Below are 17818 nucleotides of genomic sequence, written 5' to 3' on the forward strand. Positions count from 1 at the left end.
GTCATCCCCTGTGTTTTTTTATTAGTTTTTAGCCAGCTCTGTTAATAAATCCCCTAGTTTTTTTCGTAACACAGCTTCATTAATCCCGGTGATAAACCCGGCCACACTCATATGCGGTTTTCCGATATCACCTTTGTAGTTATTCGTGGTTAAAATCACATCAGCATTCTGTAATTCAGAAGGAAGTTCTGACATGCTGCATTTATTTATTTTGAACTGAGTAATGCCATATTCTGTACACACGGATTTCACTTCATCAGCAGCGATAGTTGACGTTGCGACACCGCTCCCGCAGGCTACGAGGATATTAATCATCATTATGCTCCTGAACTCTTATTGCATGACGGTGGAAATAAAAAGTGCCTGCGCTTTCTCGGCAGGAAGCTCAAGTAAATTTTGATAAAAGTCTTCCATTTGAAGATTACTAAAAAGGGCCTTCAGCAGTTGCAACTGATTAGCCGGATCGGTAACGACCAAATTGATAATGAGTTTGACCCACAATTTATCGTCGCCATCAGCCTGATCAACCTGAACCGGTTCAGGTAAGCGAATAATATAAATCGACGGGCTGTTGGCCTGGTTGCTGTCGCAATGTGGGATCGCCACAGAATAACCATCAAGCAAAATACCGGTTGGATATATGGCTTCGCGTTCGCGCAGTGCTGCCAGATAGGTCTTTTTCACTATCCCTTCTGAATACAGCTTTTCATGGATGTGCTGCAGCACCTCATCGTAATTTTTGAATGCTGCACCATCTGCAACATTAATAGCGACTGTACTCACCTTTTCACCTCGCTTTTCTGCTCATAAGAGCAAACATAATCGATCACATGAGCAGTTATAGCATGCCAATTTTCCGCGCAAACAGAAAACATGCAAAAGTTATAAGCTGATCACAAAATAAATGCATAAGTGCACGCAAATAATTGCTCATATGAGCAATATCGAGTAATTCATCTTTTAGATCAATCAAGTCAACCGGAGAGGGGAAGTAAAATTTTTATTATAAATCAGACGGATAATAGATTTTTTGAAGGTTTATATATGCGAACTGATCTATGTCAGAGGATTTGGCCATGCTCTGATCTAAGTCATGAGGGTTTACAGAATGACTGATAGCAGTGCCTAATGCATGCCTGAGAGGAAGGTGATCAAGGGCGCGGGCTACGCCCCTGTTGCTGATGTTCCGGGATCTATTTCAATCAGGAATTGACAAGCTTCACCGCAGTATCGAAGTCAGTGATTAACACATCTAAAAGGCCTGACTTCAGGGAAGCGACGATGCCTTCATACTTCTGTTCTCCCCCCGCCACACCAATCACGGTTTTCGTGTTACGCAATTGTTCGGTTGAAATACCAAACCCAAGACGGCTCATCGGGCTATCAAGGATCTCGCCTTTACTGTTAACGAGAGTAATGCAGACATCCGCAGCGATATCTTTCTCAAACAGATTTTTTTGCCACGACTCGGGAAAAATATCACACAAACTGGATGAGCCCGTTTTCCAGGCGCCAATACCGGTGATGACAACATCCAGCTGAGAATAATATTGTTGGGTATCCACCACAGCCGGATCACTGGCCAGTTTTTGGGCCAGGCTTTCATCATCCACCCACATCGGCACATACATAGGATGAGCCTTGCCCTGAGAGATAGTCGACAGTCTGTGGATAAGGTCGATCGGGCCCTGGCTAAATTCAATGCCGGGATGAACGCCAGATAGCTGAACAACATCTAATGCCGGCAAGCTGGTGAGTTGACTCACTGTGCTGGATAAAACGCGTCCCCAGGCAATACCAACCTTCATTCCCTCAGCGAGATTATTGTTGAGATAACTTGCAGTGATACCCCCCAGCTTCTCATTCAGTTCTTCCTGATTGGACCAGGATTCTGACACGGAAAGCACGATTGCCTTCTGCAGACCATACTTTCCGCAGAGATTAAGTGCGATCTCTTCGTCAAGCAGTTGCTGCTTTGGAAAGAGAAACTTCACATACTCTTCCTTTATTGCCTCATCGATAAGACGCGCCGCTTTAAATCTCGAAATCTCGAGTTCTTCAGCAATCTCAGTTTTGGTCTTCATCTCAACAAAGTAACGTCGGACGACGAGAGAATAGATATAGCGGGGATCGTAACCTGACCAGCGGCTGTTTTTTATACGTTTAGGCATAGAGCATTCCATCTTCATCCAAAGACAATATCAGCTGAGTTAAACTGTTACCCCTGCAATTTACTCATAAGAGTACACTTTTACCTGCTCTTTTGACATGAGCAAATGAGTCTTATCTTTTGGCGGTGTGATAGCTGACACATCTGATGATAATGGGTGAAGAGACCAGAGTTTTTTAGACGGTGGCAAGGCTTTACATTATGTGCTCTCAATCAGTGACGCTGTGGCCTGTGATTTCTGTTTTTTGGCGTGAAACGGGTTACATTGCTCATGTGTTCCTCGCAGATAAAAATGCCCATCGGGTGCGGCCTGAGTTCCACCGGGACAACCATTCATCCCAGATTTTCCGTTTTTTCCATTAAGACCAGCCCCACCGTTTTGATTACCGATTACCACGGATCCCCCTTTTCCTCCAGTTCCGCCTTTCCCGCCTTCACCTCCCTGACAGGCAAACGCTATAACGGAAAATCCCGTTAAAAAAAGATAAGAAAACAATTGAGCTCTGTTCATGTCTTTTCTCCAGGTTGCATCGGGTTTCGTTAGTTAGGGTAGCTGATTTACATTTCAATCCGTTCACTTTGCGCTGCGCCATTCTAAATCAGTACAAAACACATAGCGAAAAGATCTGATAGCCACATAAGCACAAGATAAAAATAGGATTTTAAGGGGTGTACTCATAAAATCCCCACATCCATGTGTGAATTTACCCATTTCGCAGCCAGTGACTCAGAAACTATTTACACGCTATAAGATTGGCCATCTGTTCCTGGTCCGGCAGACCGACGATCTGTTGAAGCATGTTGGCGTGGTTAAGATAATAAATTGCTGGCGTACCGCTTGCCCCCACATCTTCCATCAATTTCTGGTTGTATTGGATCTGCGAGAAAATCGGCTGCGGCGTTTTCTCCAAAAGTGCAGGCTTGTTTTTGCCACCCGACAACTCGAAATCCTGCCAGACCTTCGCGGGGTTTTCAGAAGACAATATCGCAGCCGCGTAACGGCCACTGTCGGGCTGCATGACACCCACTAACTGCGTTTTCATAGCGATTTTATTGTCCTTAATATAGGGCTGCACTTCCTGTCTGAATTTTGTACAGTAAGGACAGAAAGGATCGGCAAACACGACAATCTGACAATTTGCATTATTACTGCCTTCCGTGATACCGGCAGCTTTGGACAGTGTTTTCCACATCTCGCGGCCAGCAGGGAGGTAAATCTCCTCTTTTATGACCTGTTCGCTGAGGTTACTTCCATTCTCATCGTACATATAACCTGATATGGCATGTTTTTTATCGGGGGTCAGATAAATTGTCACCCCCGTTCCCTGATATTTTCCCAACCAGCCCTGAACCCCACCGGGAGCCGTGAAGGGTTTGATTATTTCTATACCTTGTTTTTCCAACTGCTTGATCGGTGCGGGAAGCGCTGCGGGCGTTGCTGCCTGAACCTGCGAGCCGATAAGTGCAGCAGATAACGCGAGGATGTATTTGTTCATTCTTATCTCAATATAATACGTACTCATTACGGGCCGTTGTTTAACAAACCTCCAGCCCTCCCGTCACGTGCTAAATGGCACTACTCACCATTATCTCATCGTGACAAATTCTTCTGCCGCAGTTGGGTGAATTGCCACGGTATTGTCGAAGTCTCTCTTCGTTGCTCCCATTTTCAGCGCAACAGCAAAGCCTTGCAGTATTTCATCCATGCCTAAACCGATACCGTGGATACCGACGATTTTCTCTTCCAACCCCACACATACCAGCTTCATGCGGGATGGCTGGCGATGACGCGTCACGCCGGTGTACATGGAGGTAAAAGATGACTGATAAACTTTCACCTGATCATCACCATATTCCTCACGCGCCTGGGGTTCAGTCAGGCCAATGGTACCTATTGTTGGGTGGCTAAAGACGACTGTGGGGATATTGTTGTAATCCAGATACTCATCCGGCTTGTTGTTAAACAAGCGTTCTGAAAGGCGACGGCCCGCAGCAACAGCTGCCGGTGTTAACTCAACCGCACCGGTATTATCACCCACCGCGTAAACACCCGGCACGTTGGTATTCTGATATTTATCAACTTTGACGTACCCTTTTTCATCGAGTTCAACACCCGCCATCTCAACGTTCAACTTGTCATTGGCTGGCTCACGGCCAATCGCCCAGATCAAACAGTCAACCGTTTGTTCACGACCATCTTCCAGCTCCAGTGTCAGGCTGCCGTCTTGGTTTTTGACCACTGCAGTGGGGATCGCTTGGGTGTGCAACGTTGGGCCTTCGACGTTCATGACTTCAACCAGTGTTTCTGTGAGCAACGGGTCAAAACTGCGCAAAGGCGCATGCTTACGTACGAACAAATGGGTTTTTGACCCCAATGCATTGAGAACACCTGCCAGTTCAACAGCAATGTAGCCTGCACCAACAACTGCAATGCGCTGCGGTAGCGCCTCAAGCGCAAAAAAACCATCTGAATCAATTCCGTATTCCGCTCCCGGAATAGAGGAATGGCTAGGGCGACCACCGGTGGCTATCAATATATGGTCAGCGGTAATCGTTTCCCCGTTGACCTCCACCGTATGCCCGTCCACAAACCGGGCAAAACCTTTGATGACATCTACCTTGTTTTTACCCAACACATTTTCGTATGAAGTATGAATACGATCGATGTAGGCACTGCGGTTTTTTAGCAAGGTAGCCCAGTCGAGGCGGTTTAATGTGGTATCGAAGCCATAGTCTGGGCCATAAAGATGAATGGCCTCTGCGATTTGCGCAGCGTGCCACATTATTTTTTTCGGTACACACCCCACATTGACGCAAGTCCCGCCCAACTCCCGGGCTTCTATCAAAGCGCATTTCTGCCCATACATCGCCGCACGGTTGATTGAGGCGATACCACCGCTACCACCACCAATCGCTATATAGTCATAGTGTTTCGTCATTTTGTTCTCCAGGCAGCATCGCTGCGGTCATCGTTCAGGTAGCATCGCCAGAACTTGCATTCAATGCCTTGCTTATGCGGTTGAGCCCCTCAGCAAGCATAGCGCGTGGACAAGCCAGATTAAGGCGGATGTGCCCGTCGCCGTTACTGACAAACATTTGTCCCCCTTCAAGCAATACACCCGCATGTCTGGCAAAAAAGAGGGTTACCTCTTCCTGATTACTGACATCTACCAGACGAGAGATATTAATCCAGGCAAGATAGGTCCCTTCCGGAATGATAAAACGGGCCAGCGGATGATATGTACCCAGGTAGTCCTGCAGAAAACGGAAGTTCTCGTCAATATAGTGCCTGACCTGAGTCAACCACTCATCGCACTTGGACCAAGCGGCCTTGTTAGCCACCAGGCTCAGCGGAGAGATAAAATCATCATGCAGGCGAAGCCATTCGGTTCTCACTGAGGCATCAGGGATCATGATGTTTGCCAGCAGGTTACCCGCCAGGTTGAACGTTTTGCTGGTCGACATGCAGGTGATAATTTTATGATTTTCAGGAAAAATTGACGCTGCGGGAATATGCGTGACGCCCGAGCGGGATAAATCACAGTGGATTTCATCAGAAATAACCCACACATCATGTTTAAGGCATAACGCTATCATTTTCTGCAACTCATCACGTCGCCAAACTCGCCCGGTGGGATTATGCGGGTTACAGAGAAAGAAGGCTTTAATTCGCTGCTGGTCATCGCTCAGGGCTTGTTCCATTGCCTCAAAATCTACCGCCCAGTGGCCTTCGTTATTTCTAAGCGGGCAATCGACGACGCGACGACCGCTATAGTCTCCGGCTTTTTTAAACGGTGCATAAGAAGGGGTCAGGATGAGGATGCTGTCTTCTTCGTGGGTGAGTAACGGCACCAATCGGTTAAGTGCAGGGATAATACCGGGGGAGAGAACAATGCTTTCTTCCTGAAACCGATATCCGTAATTCCTTTCACACCAGGCCCCAAAAATCTCATAGTAGTCCCTGTCATAAACGCGGGTGTAGCCAAGAATTTTTTTATCTAACCGGGAACGTATGGCTTCAAGCACCGGCTCGGGGGTGGAAAAAGCCATGTCTGCTACCCAGAGGTTTATAAAACCATTGGCCGGTACTTCCGGCGCGGGGCCTTCATGGGCACCAAACATATATTCACGCCAGCCGTCGACGGTTAAGCTGTCTGTCCCTGCTCTATCCACTGCTTCATCAAAATCGTATTTCATAGAGGTTACCTGATTAGTTTATCCAAAGAGGTCACAGCGTCACTGATTTTGCTAACGATTAGATATTCCATTGCTTTAAAACCTAAAAAACCATTTGTAGAGTGATCAAGTCATGACTGGCACGTTGATATCAGTGCCGTATTTTCTGACCCGGTGCCTTGATCACCAACAGAATGCCCGCAAGGACTGCCAGCGTTGAAAATGCCATTCTGAGGCTCAGTGACTCGCCCAAAAATGTTACGCCTCCCAGCATCGCCAGACAGGGCACACTCAACTGAACCGTACTGGCTGCAACAGACTCAAGACAAGGTAAAAGTGAATACCAGAGCACATAGGCTCCGGCAGAAGCACCGGCACCAGAGAGTATTGCTAGGACAATTCCGATACCGTCGAAGTGCGCTCCCTGGCTAATGAACGGCGACAACACCAAGGCAAAAGGTACAGCAAGGATGAAGTTTGCCGCAGTGGCCTGCGCAGCATCAGGAGAGCGCTTTCCGCAGAGGGTATAAGCCGCCCAGGCAAGGCCTGAAAGCGCCATCAGAACAGCGCTGCCCAAGGGGGGCGCTTTGGCACCAGGTAAGAGAAGAGCAGCCATGCCGGCTACAGCCAGCCCAAGCCCCGTTGCTCTGGAAAAAGACAGCCTTTCCCCATGGAAAAGGCCATGAGCCACCATCGCCAGTTGCACAACGCCAAACAAGAGCAAAGCACCTGTTCCTGTATCCAAATGGATATAGGCAAGGGAGAAACACAGGGCGTAGGCCATAAGAAAGAACCCGCTTTTCAAGCTCCAGACGCCCTGCTTTTTCCCCTCACGTCTCAACAACAGTGGTAACAAGACCACCGCCCCGCTCATCAGGCGAAGGTCACTGAACGTCACCGGGTCAATATGTTCGCCTTTCAACGCAATCCGACAGAGCACAGAATTGGCTGCGAATGCCATCATTGCTATCACTATCTTGAATCCAACAGACCGCCCCATCAGCGTGACGCCTCAAAATTAATAAATTACGTGATAATCTATCAATTAGTAGGTAGGATGGCAATATCTACTTATGGCAGCCGGACACTAAAATGGTACGCCTTTTCAGGTCATGCCTGGAGCATTGACCTTTATCATTGCCAGATTTATGTGAAGCCATAGACCCGCTACTAACAAAGGAGAACATATGCAAGATTTCAACGTACTGCTCGAAGCAGCATCAGATTATAACGAATTTGTTGGCAGCGGAGCAGAAGAAGACCGCAACGCATTCCGGCATTTTGAGGGGCTTGCCAACGAGGCATTACCTGACGATGTCATCAGTAAGCTCTCGCAACTTCCGGGTTCGTACAGCATTCTGGTAGCTGCTGAAATGTGGTGCCCCGACTGCCATAAAAACTTGCCTGTAATCCATGCCATTGCCGCGTCAGCGCCGGCAATACGTCTGGGTATTATCACCCGCGACAAGGCTGAAGCCGTCTTTAAGGCACACTTTGGTGTCGATAAAGTCAAAATTCCGTTTGCCGTGGTACTGGATGAGAACGCGACTCCGCTGGGGCAGTTTATTGAACGACCTGAAAATGCTACCGGCAACAATGGAGAAGTGAGCGAGAGGTACAAAAACGGTGAGCTTCTGGTCGATACCGCCCGCGAAGTGACTTCAATTTTTCCAGGAAAATAAGAGAGCGTTAAAGTTAAATTAATTGAATCTCAACTTGAAGGTAATAAACCTGGAAGTTGAGCAATGCCAGGGAAATAATAAAAATAAACCTTAGCAACAATGCCCTTAGCCCTGCATCTAAGCAGGGCTTTTTTCGCGTAAAGAAAGCATGCTACGAAGTCTTGTATGTGCAATCAAAATGCTACGCCCATTTATTCAGTGGCCAACGACAGCACCTGCAGCTTCACGAAGCTTTACACGCCCTCTAAATGTAAGCAGAACTCCAGGCAACGATAATCCCGGCAACATATTCCGCATCCTGAGGATGCGTCAGAAGATGATCTGCTTCACCCAGTGAGATAAAGCTTTTGGGGTGTCTGGCGGCTTTAAAAATTTTCTCTGCCTGTTCAATCAGCACGGTATCATCATTGGGAGCATGAAAAATCAGCAGCGGCTTATTCATGGTAAATACCTTTTCCGCTATTTTATGCTCCTGAATGTTATCCAGCATTTGCTTTTTTAGCGTGAATACCCGGCCTGCAAGCTCTACCGGGAAAGCGCCATGGTTCCTGATATCTTCGATATTGTCTTTGAACAACCGCTGTACATGCGTCAATTCGCCTGGCGAACCTATGGTTACGACCGCTCTGGCTTCAGGCACTTTGGCTGCAATAGAGAGGATTGCCGAACCGCCAAGGCTGTGACCAATCAGCAGCGAAGGAGCCTCGTATTCCCGACGAAGATAATCGACCGCGCACAGCAGGTCAGAAATATTCGAGGAAAAATTAGTATTGGAAAAATCGCCTTCGCTGTTGCCTAACCCCGTGAAATCAAAGCGAAGCACCGCGATTGAATTTTCTGTCAGTTTCTTCGCAATGCGTGCAGCACCTTTCAGATCCTTCCCGCAGGTAAAACAGTGCGCCAACAGGGCAAAGGCTTTTGGATTTTCTGGCAATTCAAGCAACCCGGCAAGTTCCTCACCTTCTGCATTTTTGAAGGTAAATTTCAATTTTTTCATTATGTTAACTTTCAGAATGGTTGAATTACAAGCAAGATACCTATCAGCCGCCTATCATAAGGCGGCTTGGCAAGGGTACGAAAAACTTATCTGCGAACGGCCATGATACCGGCATCGACATCCCAGATTGCGCCAGTCACCCAGGAGGCTTTGTCGGACAACAGGAAGAAGATGGTATTAGCCACATCTTCCGGCGTGCCGACACGCCCCAGCGGATGGAAAGCGTTCAGCGATTGCATCGCGCCGGCAATGTCTTCTTTCGCCATGAAGCCTTCATAAATCGGGGTATGCACGATCCCTGGCGAGACAGCGTTCACGCGGATACCCGCACTGGCCAGCTCAATAGCCAGGTTGCGTGTCAAGGCATGGAGACCGGCTTTGGCCATGGAATACGCGGAAGCCGGTGAGTCGCCGAGTGCGGCTTGCGCCCCAATGGAGCCCACGTTCACAATCGCCCCTTCACGGCCGTCGGCCAGCATGTTCTTCACCACGTCCTGCGTGATGAAGAAGGTCGCCCGGTTCAGTGTCAGGTACATGTCGTAATCCGCTTCCAAATGCTCGGTAAAGCCTTTTGGCATGAATATCCCGGCCGCGTTGACCATCAGGCTGATATCGCGATGATTGGCATTGATCTCCTGACGAATGGCGTTCATGCCCTCTTCGGTCATCAGGTTTGCCGCAATCACGGACACGGAACCCAGCGGGCTCAGCTCTTTCTGGACCGCTTCCGCCTTGTCTTTTTTATTGCCAGTCAACACCACGCTGCCGCCGGCTTTCAGCACCATACGCGCCGTTTCCAGACCCATGCCACTGGTGCCACCCACGACAAGCAGTTTTTTGCCTTTAAAGTAATCGCTCATTTTGAACTCCGTTATTTGCAGGGTAGATTTGCCGGCAGTCATGCAGCCGGCTCGTTCAGGTTTCAGATGCTGCAACCGTCAGCGCCGCAGGTCTGGCCGTCGGTTTTTGCCAATTCAGCCGCTTTTTCTTCCCAGACATGCTTCAACGCGTTCAGGAAGTTGTCCGCAGATTGCGCGCCGCTGATGGCATATTTTTCATTGAGCAGGAACAGCGGGACACCACTGACCCCGATCGACCGGGCATGGGCTTCATCTTCAGCCACCGATGCACGGAAGGCCTCATTGGCAAGGGCACTTTCAGCGTCGGCTCTGGACATGCCCACTTCTGTAGCTAACGCAATGAGCTCCTGCGGATCGAAAATGGAACGCCCCTCAGTCACACTGGCCCGATAAAACCGTTCTGCCATGGCGTCGCCCATATTGGCGTGACGTGCAGCCGCGAGCAGCGTATGGGCATCTTCGGTATCGCCAAAGAGCATGGTGTCAAAGTTATACTGGAGCCCTTCTGCCTTCCCGGCCGTACCTACCTGATTCATCATCAGTTCCGCCCCGTGTTCCCCGCCAAACTTCTTGTAAAGGGCTTTGCGGAACGGCACGGCAGGCCGGTCGCCGGAAATACGGAAACTGTGATGGCGCACCACGACCTGTTCCTTATACTCAAAGGCGGCAAGGCCCTGTTCGAAACGCTTTTTGGCGATCCAACACCAGGGGCAGACCAGATCTGACCAGATATCTATCGTAATAATCGGCTTAAGGGTTTGCATATTGGCTCCTGAATCCCCCATTAATGTCGTCTGGCGGTGCTCTTTATATGGGCACCGCAAATACCGACGGCTGCGTGGCGTTAGTTGACTTCCCAGGTGGGATAATCGGTATAGCCTTTTTCCGGCGACCCCGTCACGCCGTAATACGTCGTGCGATCGCTTTCAGCCAACGGCCAGCCGTTGTGCATTCTTTCGACCAGATCGGGGTTGGCGATGTACGGCACGCCAAACGCGACAAGATCCAGTTCGTCTGCCTCAAGTGCGGTTTCGGCAATCTCGCGGGTGAAGCCGCCGGCGGCAATAACCGTGCCCCCCAGAGTTTTACGGAACGCGGCTTTGAAACCGGCAGGTACCGGTGCCTGGGTATAAACAGGTTGATAATAGAGGTGCACATAAGCCAGCTCACGTTGGCCGAGGGCCGCAGCGATACTTGCCCAAATCTCTTCTTCACCTTCATAAGGCGCCAGGTCGTAAATCCGCCCGAACGGTGAAATGCGCAAGCCCACCTTATTGCTACCAATAGCCGCAGAGATGGCATCAACCGTTTCCAGCAGGAACCGCTGACGGTTTTCCACAGAGCCACCGTATTCGTCCGTACGATTGTTCAGCTCGCTGCTAAGGAACTGGTCGAAAATGAAGCCGTTCGCCGCCATGATTTCCACGCCGTCAAACCCGGCCTCCATTGCCAGACGCGCTGAATGGACAAAGTCAGCGGTAACGCGTCGAACTTCTGCGGTTTCCAGCGCACGCGGCTGGCTTGGAACGACAGGCCCCGGTTCGCCAGACTCGGTCAGTGCAAAGACGGTGGTGTTAACCGCTTGTACGGTACCGGCGGAAACTGGCGCGATGTTGCCCGGCTGAATTGAGGTATGAGACATCCGGCCCACATGCCACAACTGAGCAAAAATACGGCCGCCCTTCGCATGTACCGCATCGGTCACTTTGCGCCAGCCCTGAACGTGCGCAGCGTTGTAGATCCCCGGGGTATACAGATAGCCGCGCCCTTCTTCAGAAACAGGCATGCCTTCGGTGATAAGCAGCCCCGCAGAGGCGCGCTGGGCGTAGTAAAGTGCAACGACGTCATCCGGCACGTCGTTCATTGTGCGGGTGCGGGTCATCGGGGCCATGACCACGCGGTTTTTTAACTGCATGCCTGACAGATTGTAGGGGGTGAACAACTTACTCATCGTATACCTCGCAAGGCGAAAGAGAGAAAAGCCCCGCTGGGGCCGGAGTTAATACTTAGCGGGCCGGGGAGCTGACGATCGCTTCCTGATGCCGGTTAAGCGTATGGCTGCACTATACCTACCTACTAGTTGATTGGTCAATAGGTAAAAGAACAAATCATGCTGTCCTTTTGTCACCGGAGACAGGCACAGGGAATGCTGCGTAAGGTGAGCTGCCGTCGGTGAGATGGTCGTCATCCTGTGAAATCAGGGAATTACAAATATCATTATTGGGCGTTATGGAGCTAAAGCTGGCCGGTTCAGGGCGGCGAGGAGTCTTTCTCTCCCCTTATCATTAGGATGTTAATCACCCGGATGGAGAAGAGTAAATGTCCAAACTTCACCTTACTGTTATCAGTACATTATGCCTGGCGTTGTCGAGCCAGGTCGCTTTTTCAGCCAATTTTACGCTGACAAGTCATGAGCTTGAAAAAAAACGTTTCCCCGCAGCTCAGACCCTGAGTTCACCTTATGGATTTGGGTGCAGCGGTGGAAACCTTGCCCCCTCTTTTAACTGGAGTGGCGCGCCGGCAGGAACTCAAAGCTTCGCTCTCAAAATTTATGATAGGGATGCGCCGACAGGCCTCGGTTGGATCCACTGGCAGGTGGTGAATATTCCCTCATCTCTTCACTCGTTACCGGCTGAGATAACGGCGGATAACAAAAATCTCCCGCAAGGGGCTCTTCAGACCCGGACTGATTTCGGTATCCCAGGTTATGGCGGCCCTTGCCCGCCGAAGGGCGAAACGCACCGTTATGAGATCACGCTGACGGCTCTTCGTGTCGACAAACTTCCGGGAATAACGGCGGACTCGACGCCCGCCCTGGTCGGCTTTATGACAAAAGCGAACTCACTGGGCGAAGCGCATCTTCAGATTACGCAGGGCCGCTAACCGCAGCCAGGTTGCCGATAGCCTGGCCGGAAACCCGGACCAGGCTGGGGCTGAATCCGAAGCGAGTTCGAAATCTGGCGGCGAACTTAGACGGATTTTCATAGCCGACTTCCAGGGATATGCGGGTGACTGAAAGATCGGTCACCTGCAAAAGTGTCAGGGCGCGGCACATGCGAATGTCAGTCACCAGATGGGTAAATGACGTATTTTCGGCATGCAGATGGCGTCTCAGGGTGGTGGCCGACATACCCAATTCAGCCGCTACCTGCGCAGTATTCCAGTCTTGTGATATGTCTGCTGCAACGAGTTTGCGGATTTTTATCGCCAGTCCGGTATGTTGTTTCAGCGCGAAGAAAATGCGGTATTCATCCAGCCAACTCAGCATCTCTTCCATACGCCTGGCCACGATACTTTCAGGTATGTTTTCAGTATCTGTAATGGCCTCCGCGGTGTGATAAAAGGCCCGGCGAAAACTGTTGCCTGGCTCCGCCATTTTATTTGCTTCGTGCATGCTCATACGTGGGGCATGCATGAAGCAGTAGTTTTGGACGAAATCGGCACAAAAACTCAGCCATGATGCTTCGTACGTACCCGTTAAAGGTGATGGTGTATTGATGATATCAAAAGAGTGCCCCTCCCCGATGACCACCGCGTCCCCCGCTTCCAGCGTTATCTCCTCTTGCGCCCAGCGGATTATTTTCCTGCCATGGCGGACCAGGATGATTGTGGGTTCATCTATAGTGATATGGCGCATCATCAGGGGCTGCGTATGCAGTACATGCGCTGTACTCCCCACATTAATACGACTGGATAATGTTCTTTCCATCATCGCCTTACGAAAAGGAATAGGCCTGCCCTGTAGGCCGACACTTTATGGATGGGCTTGCTTTTTTATAAAGTAATCCCGATTTTACAATACGTCAGTGTTCTTATTCAGATGGAGTGAAATATCATAATCCTCAGCACGCCGTCCACATAAGATGACGCTTAGCCAATGATAAAACATGGCATTGTCTTCGCTTAAGCACCTTTATATCGATGATAGCTTTTTATGTTAATTAAATCTACCAACTGGTAGGTAGTATTACTGCAAAGTTACATCCTGCAGGAGTGAATGATGCGTGAATTAACCCTTTACAATGAAGATAATTTTAGAGAAATCGAGAGGCATGAAGGAGTTGCTGTGGTGCGCTTCTCTGCCCCCTGGTGCCCACCTTGCCAGATGAGTGAAGACATTTTTAACCATTTTGCCGAGCAGATTGAAAGCGACGTCAAAGTCGGCAAAGTGAATGTGGATCTGGCACCGGTGCTGACCACCAAATATGAAATTTGGGGCCTGCCGTCCGTACTGATGTTCAAGGATGGGCAGTTGGTCCAGCGTATACCGGGTGTTAAATCGGCAGGGTTTTATCAGCAAGCATTGTCAGAGCTGAAAAAAGGGCAGTAATGCCCTTTTATCTATGTTTAAAAAAGTCTCTTAGCGGTCTGATGCCTCATCGGCAAGCGGTTACCCCTCGTTCAGAGTGATAACCGCTTTGTTAAAAAATAACCGACCAGTCTGCTTAGCGTTATTTATTGCGTTGGAAGGCCGGCATCAACGCTTTGTTATGTTCGATCACTTCATCCAATGCATTTTCAAGCAGTTGGCCGCTTTTGACCAGGGGATTAATAACCAGAGCGCGCCATGCCGTATACCGATTGCCACTGATGGCCGCCTCAATGGTTAATTGCTCAAAGCTTTTCATCAATTGAATCAGACGAAGTACATCTTCCGGGAAAGGTTCGACATTCAGTGGTATAGGTCCTGAACGGGTGATCATTGAACTGACCTCAACCGCACAGTCATCCGGCAGGCCCGCAATCGCACCATCGTTTCGCGTATTGACATGCATGATGATGCGTTTGTCGTTATATATTGCGCTCATCAATTCACATGCCGCATCCGAATAGTACTGCCCTCCCCGACCTTCCAGCGCTTTCGGTTTCTCGGCGAGTTCCGGGTTTCGATAAATTTCGAATAGTTCTCTTTCGAGCTCCTTTACGATCTCACCACGAGTCCCTTCCCCTTGTGCTTCGCCAAGCTCCTGACGGTACATGTCGTCGCTCATGTAGTAATAACGCAGGTAGGGGCAAGGTATCATTCCCATATTCGCCAACAACCGATCCGGCCATTTGAAAGGAGGAATATTTTTAGGCACCAAAGGATCATTCCCCTCTGAAATCAGCTCAATAACCTGAGGCAGCTTATCCTTACCTTCATGAAAAATATGGCGCGCAAAAATGAAGTGATTAAGTCCCGCGACCTGTATGATAAATTCATTGATGTCACTGACACCTAAAGCACTGGCAATACCTTTTTGCATGATAACAGGCACATTGCACAGCCCTACGGTTTTGACTTTGCTGTATTTCAGTATCGCTTCAGTGACCATTCCCGACGGGTTGGTAAAGTTCAGCAACCAGGCATCCGGGCACAGTTGTTCCATTTCTTTCGCTATAGCCAATGCAATCGGGATAGTGCGGCATGCATTGGCAAACCCACCCAGCCCATTGGTTTCCTGACCGATCATGTCGTATTTCAGCGATATCCTTTCGTCGCTGATCCGTGCTTCCAGGCAGCCGGCCCTGAACTGAGAACAAACAAAATCGGCACCGAGCAGTGCTTCTGTGCGGTCAAGGGTTTCATAAACCGGTATATCCAGCCCATTTTTTTCCAGCATCCGTCGGGTGAGGCCAGCAATGATCGCCATTTTTTCACGGCCATCCTCAATATCAACCAGCCATAACTCGCGGATCGGAAATTCATTTTGACGCTTGATAATGCCTTCCATCAGTTCAGGTGTGTAGCTTGAACCCGCTCCAATAACCACTAACTTAAGACCCTTCATTAGATATTCCCCTCATCGTTGTTGTCAGGACGTCTGTTGGGCCAATTAAAGAGGACAAGGGGCTTAGTGGACAAACGATCAATTCTGGGGTATGCATTACTGTAAATAATGCATAAGAAAAATTAAGAAGGAAAATGATGAATGCTCGCTCAACAGAACATACTGGCACTATTGCATACGTTTGAAACGGCAGCACTGCATATGAGCTTTACTAAGGCGGCGACTACCCTCAATCTGACGCAAGGGGCCGTTAGCCAACGCATTCGTTCTCTTGAATCCATGCTCGGATTCAGACTATTTATCAGAATGACCAGAAAGCTTCAGTTGACCGATGAAGGGGAGCGTTTACTTGGCGTACTCGCGTTTTCACTTAAACGCATCAGTGATGAAATAGAAGATATTCGCGTGCAGGGGCTGAGAGGAACCTTGTCTGTCGGCCTTCCACCTACCTTCGCTTTTCTCTGGCTGATGCCGCGCTTACCGGTATTTACCGAACGGTGGCCGGGGCTGAATATCAATTTCAGAGTGAGAGCCGGTCTGGTAGATTTTAATCTTGAACGGGTAGATGTCGCTATCTACTACAGTAATCTGAAATACCCCGATCTCTACTGCGAACGGTTATCTGAAGAGACGCTGGTTCCCGTCTGTATTCCATCTCTTGCAAAAAAAATCAGGCAAGCAAACCATTGGTTAGCTGAAGTCCCATTCATTCATACGTCTGAATCCGTTGACTCCCAGAATGTTTTTTCCGAATGGCGAGAATGGTGCAGGGAGTCTGGCAAAAACCTGCCTGTTGAAGATAATTTTTTGAGCTTCAACAATTGTCAGATGTCTATTGAAGCGGCACTCAATGGCGGCGGTATCATCATGGGCAGAAAACGACTCATTCGACATTACCTCGATGAGGGCCGACTGATTGCCCCTTTTGAAATAGAAATACCCGCCGGGCGAGGATATGACCTCATTATGCCACGAGAAAACCTTAACCGACCGGGCGTTCAGGCTTTGGCCGAATGGGTAAGAAATGTGTTTAACGAGGAATAAAGTCTGTTTTCGTTCTGATAAAGGGCAATGTAAGCCATATCAGACCTAATGCCAGAGAGCATGATGAAAATGTATGTCAGAGCTGAAAAAAGGGCAGTAATGCCCTTTTATATTTTCAACGCGATAACTATTGCGCTTTCAGTTGCTTAATCGCATCCAGCGTACGTGCGGAATAGACAACGGCAGCGCCTGCATTCAGGTTGATTGCCACACCCAGGGCTTCAGCAATTTCTTCTTCAGTGGCGCCAGCTTTAACGGCAGCTTCGGCATGGACGGCGATGCAACCATCACAGCGAGTCGTCACCGCACAAGCCAGTGCAATCAGTTCACGCACTTTCGCGCCCAGGAGGTTGGTCTTATTGCCGGCGTTGCCCAAAGCCATGACGCCTTTTAGTGTTTCCGGGGTCAACTTACCCAGATCACCAACACGTTGCATCACTTCTGAGCGGTATTCATTCCAATCTAACATGGGGTCATCTCCAGAATTATTTTCTTTTAACAATCATTAGGATCTGTTCAAGCGTATCGTTGAAAAGCTCAGGCTTATTAATCGCCCGGGAAACAACGCTAGCGCCCTCGCATAAATTCAAAATAAGCAGAGCCATTTTTGATGGCAGCAGGTCAGCAGTCAGCTCCCCTGCATCAACACCACGGCTGACAATCTTGGTCAACCAGGCAATCTGCATATCGAAATATTCGGTCGCCTGTACTCTGATATTCGGTGGCAGATTGGCCATTTCCGAAGACAAAGCACAGCACAGCGGCATACGCGACGTGCGATAGCTTTCGATGAAAAGCTCTACATAGGCGGTAAGCATCTGCGCAACCGTATTCTCCGTCGCTTCAATCTGTTCAAATCGGTTTTTGGTATCGGTATGGGCCTGAATCACCACTTGTTCGCCCAAAACGTCTTTTGTTGGGAAGTGGTGATGAATACTGGCCTTGGTGATACCAATGCTCTTTGACAAATCAGCATAGCTGAATGCAGAGTAACCCCGTTCGCGCATCAGATGGTCCGCTTCATTCAGAAGCCTTTCTCGTGTCATGACTGACATATAATCCTCACAATTATAATCTACTAGTTGGTAGATATTATCTGCGCCTGTTGTTCCCTGCAA

General features: G+C 49.2%; 20 protein-coding genes. 4 read left to right on the forward strand and 16 right to left on the reverse strand.

The window, feature by feature from the left end:
- Window positions 1-21: 21 nt before the first annotated feature.
- From ABLU96_RS28045 to ABLU96_RS28080, 8 genes are all read right to left on the reverse strand, one after another.
- Window positions 22-315, reverse strand: coding sequence for a PTS sugar transporter subunit IIB (locus ABLU96_RS28045; RefSeq protein ID WP_024359913.1), 294 nt, complete (start codon window positions 313-315; stop codon window positions 22-24).
- A gap of 18 nt (window positions 316-333) precedes the next feature.
- Window positions 334-783, reverse strand: a complete 450-nt coding sequence (gene gatA / locus ABLU96_RS28050) for a PTS galactitol transporter subunit IIA (RefSeq protein WP_163520610.1) — start codon at window positions 781-783, stop codon at window positions 334-336.
- Window positions 784-1202: 419 nt separating this feature from the next.
- Complete coding sequence (locus tag ABLU96_RS28055) at window positions 1203-2171, reverse strand: sugar-binding domain-containing protein (protein WP_015697025.1); 969 nt, start codon at window positions 2169-2171, stop codon at window positions 1203-1205.
- 198 nt (window positions 2172-2369) lie between these two features.
- The gene (locus tag ABLU96_RS28060; RefSeq protein ID WP_071825604.1) at window positions 2370-2681 is read right to left on the reverse strand and encodes a hypothetical protein; all 312 of its coding nucleotides are present in this window, start codon (window positions 2679-2681) and stop codon (window positions 2370-2372) included.
- A 223-nt stretch (window positions 2682-2904) separates the two neighbouring features.
- Window positions 2905-3666, reverse strand: coding sequence for a thiol:disulfide interchange protein DsbG (gene dsbG, locus ABLU96_RS28065; RefSeq protein WP_163520608.1), 762 nt, complete (start codon window positions 3664-3666; stop codon window positions 2905-2907).
- Between the two features lie 90 nt (window positions 3667-3756).
- Window positions 3757-5109: a glutathione-disulfide reductase gene (gene gorA / locus ABLU96_RS28070; RefSeq protein WP_163520606.1), complete on the reverse strand. Its 1353-nt coding sequence runs from the start codon at window positions 5107-5109 to the stop codon at window positions 3757-3759.
- A 34-nt stretch (window positions 5110-5143) separates the two neighbouring features.
- The gene (locus ABLU96_RS28075) at window positions 5144-6367 is read right to left on the reverse strand and encodes a PatB family C-S lyase (RefSeq protein WP_163520604.1); all 1224 of its coding nucleotides are present in this window, start codon (window positions 6365-6367) and stop codon (window positions 5144-5146) included.
- 130 nt (window positions 6368-6497) lie between these two features.
- Complete coding sequence (locus ABLU96_RS28080) at window positions 6498-7346, reverse strand: DMT family transporter (protein ID WP_163520602.1); 849 nt, start codon at window positions 7344-7346, stop codon at window positions 6498-6500.
- Between the two features lie 187 nt (window positions 7347-7533).
- Here ABLU96_RS28080 and ABLU96_RS28085 point away from each other — a divergent pair, with 187 nt between their 5' ends.
- Window positions 7534-8028, forward strand: a complete 495-nt coding sequence (locus ABLU96_RS28085; RefSeq protein WP_348863063.1) for a thioredoxin family protein — start codon at window positions 7534-7536, stop codon at window positions 8026-8028.
- A gap of 244 nt (window positions 8029-8272) precedes the next feature.
- Here the strand turns inward: ABLU96_RS28085 and ABLU96_RS28090 are convergent, their stop codons facing one another.
- The 4 genes from ABLU96_RS28090 to ABLU96_RS28105 all read right to left on the reverse strand — a co-directional run bounded on the left by ABLU96_RS28090 (window position 8273) and on the right by ABLU96_RS28105 (window position 11836).
- Window positions 8273-9025 (reverse strand): alpha/beta hydrolase, encoded by a 753-nt coding sequence (locus tag ABLU96_RS28090; RefSeq protein WP_041163026.1) that lies wholly within the window; start codon window positions 9023-9025, stop codon window positions 8273-8275.
- A gap of 86 nt (window positions 9026-9111) precedes the next feature.
- Window positions 9112-9885, reverse strand: coding sequence for an SDR family oxidoreductase (locus ABLU96_RS28095; RefSeq protein WP_045334651.1), 774 nt, complete (start codon window positions 9883-9885; stop codon window positions 9112-9114).
- Window positions 9886-9947: 62 nt separating this feature from the next.
- Complete coding sequence (locus ABLU96_RS28100; protein ID WP_348863065.1) at window positions 9948-10649, reverse strand: DsbA family oxidoreductase; 702 nt, start codon at window positions 10647-10649, stop codon at window positions 9948-9950.
- An 80-nt stretch (window positions 10650-10729) separates the two neighbouring features.
- Complete coding sequence (locus ABLU96_RS28105) at window positions 10730-11836, reverse strand: alkene reductase (RefSeq protein WP_163520596.1); 1107 nt, start codon at window positions 11834-11836, stop codon at window positions 10730-10732.
- 368 nt (window positions 11837-12204) lie between these two features.
- On the opposite strand from ABLU96_RS28105, the gene ABLU96_RS28110 reads away from it, so the two are divergent.
- The gene (locus ABLU96_RS28110; RefSeq protein WP_163520594.1) at window positions 12205-12768 is read left to right on the forward strand and encodes a YbhB/YbcL family Raf kinase inhibitor-like protein; all 564 of its coding nucleotides are present in this window, start codon (window positions 12205-12207) and stop codon (window positions 12766-12768) included.
- Here the strand turns inward: ABLU96_RS28110 and ABLU96_RS28115 are convergent.
- A complete protein-coding gene (locus tag ABLU96_RS28115) occupies window positions 12752-13597 on the reverse strand; it encodes an AraC family transcriptional regulator (protein WP_046373123.1) in 846 nt (281 codons plus the stop codon). The two genes, ABLU96_RS28110 and ABLU96_RS28115, sit on opposite strands and share 17 nt — an antisense overlap.
- 288 nt (window positions 13598-13885) lie before the next feature.
- Here ABLU96_RS28115 and ABLU96_RS28120 point away from each other — a divergent pair, with 288 nt between their 5' ends.
- Entirely contained in the window at window positions 13886-14215 is a 330-nt protein-coding gene (locus ABLU96_RS28120; RefSeq protein WP_015697014.1) for a thioredoxin domain-containing protein, read from the forward strand.
- A 121-nt stretch (window positions 14216-14336) separates the two neighbouring features.
- On the opposite strand, the gene ABLU96_RS28125 is transcribed toward ABLU96_RS28120, so the two are convergent.
- Window positions 14337-15656: a 6-phospho-beta-glucosidase gene (locus tag ABLU96_RS28125; protein ID WP_120150985.1), complete on the reverse strand. Its 1320-nt coding sequence runs from the start codon at window positions 15654-15656 to the stop codon at window positions 14337-14339.
- Between the two features lie 141 nt (window positions 15657-15797).
- Between ABLU96_RS28125 and ABLU96_RS28130 the strand changes: the two genes are divergently transcribed.
- Complete coding sequence (locus ABLU96_RS28130) at window positions 15798-16700, forward strand: LysR substrate-binding domain-containing protein (RefSeq protein WP_032693559.1); 903 nt, start codon at window positions 15798-15800, stop codon at window positions 16698-16700.
- A gap of 127 nt (window positions 16701-16827) precedes the next feature.
- Here ABLU96_RS28130 and ABLU96_RS28135 read toward each other — a convergent pair whose 3' ends face one another.
- Together ABLU96_RS28135 and ABLU96_RS28140 are read right to left on the reverse strand one after the other, a co-directional pair.
- Entirely contained in the window at window positions 16828-17169 is a 342-nt protein-coding gene (locus ABLU96_RS28135) for a carboxymuconolactone decarboxylase family protein (RefSeq protein WP_032693558.1), read from the reverse strand.
- 16 nt (window positions 17170-17185) lie between these two features.
- Entirely contained in the window at window positions 17186-17755 is a 570-nt protein-coding gene (locus ABLU96_RS28140; RefSeq protein ID WP_024359925.1) for a TetR/AcrR family transcriptional regulator, read from the reverse strand.
- Window positions 17756-17818 lie beyond the last annotated feature (63 nt).

The organism is Klebsiella sp. CN_Kp106, assembly GCF_040064575.1.
Classification (GTDB): Bacteria; Pseudomonadota; Gammaproteobacteria; order Enterobacterales; family Enterobacteriaceae; genus Klebsiella; species Klebsiella michiganensis.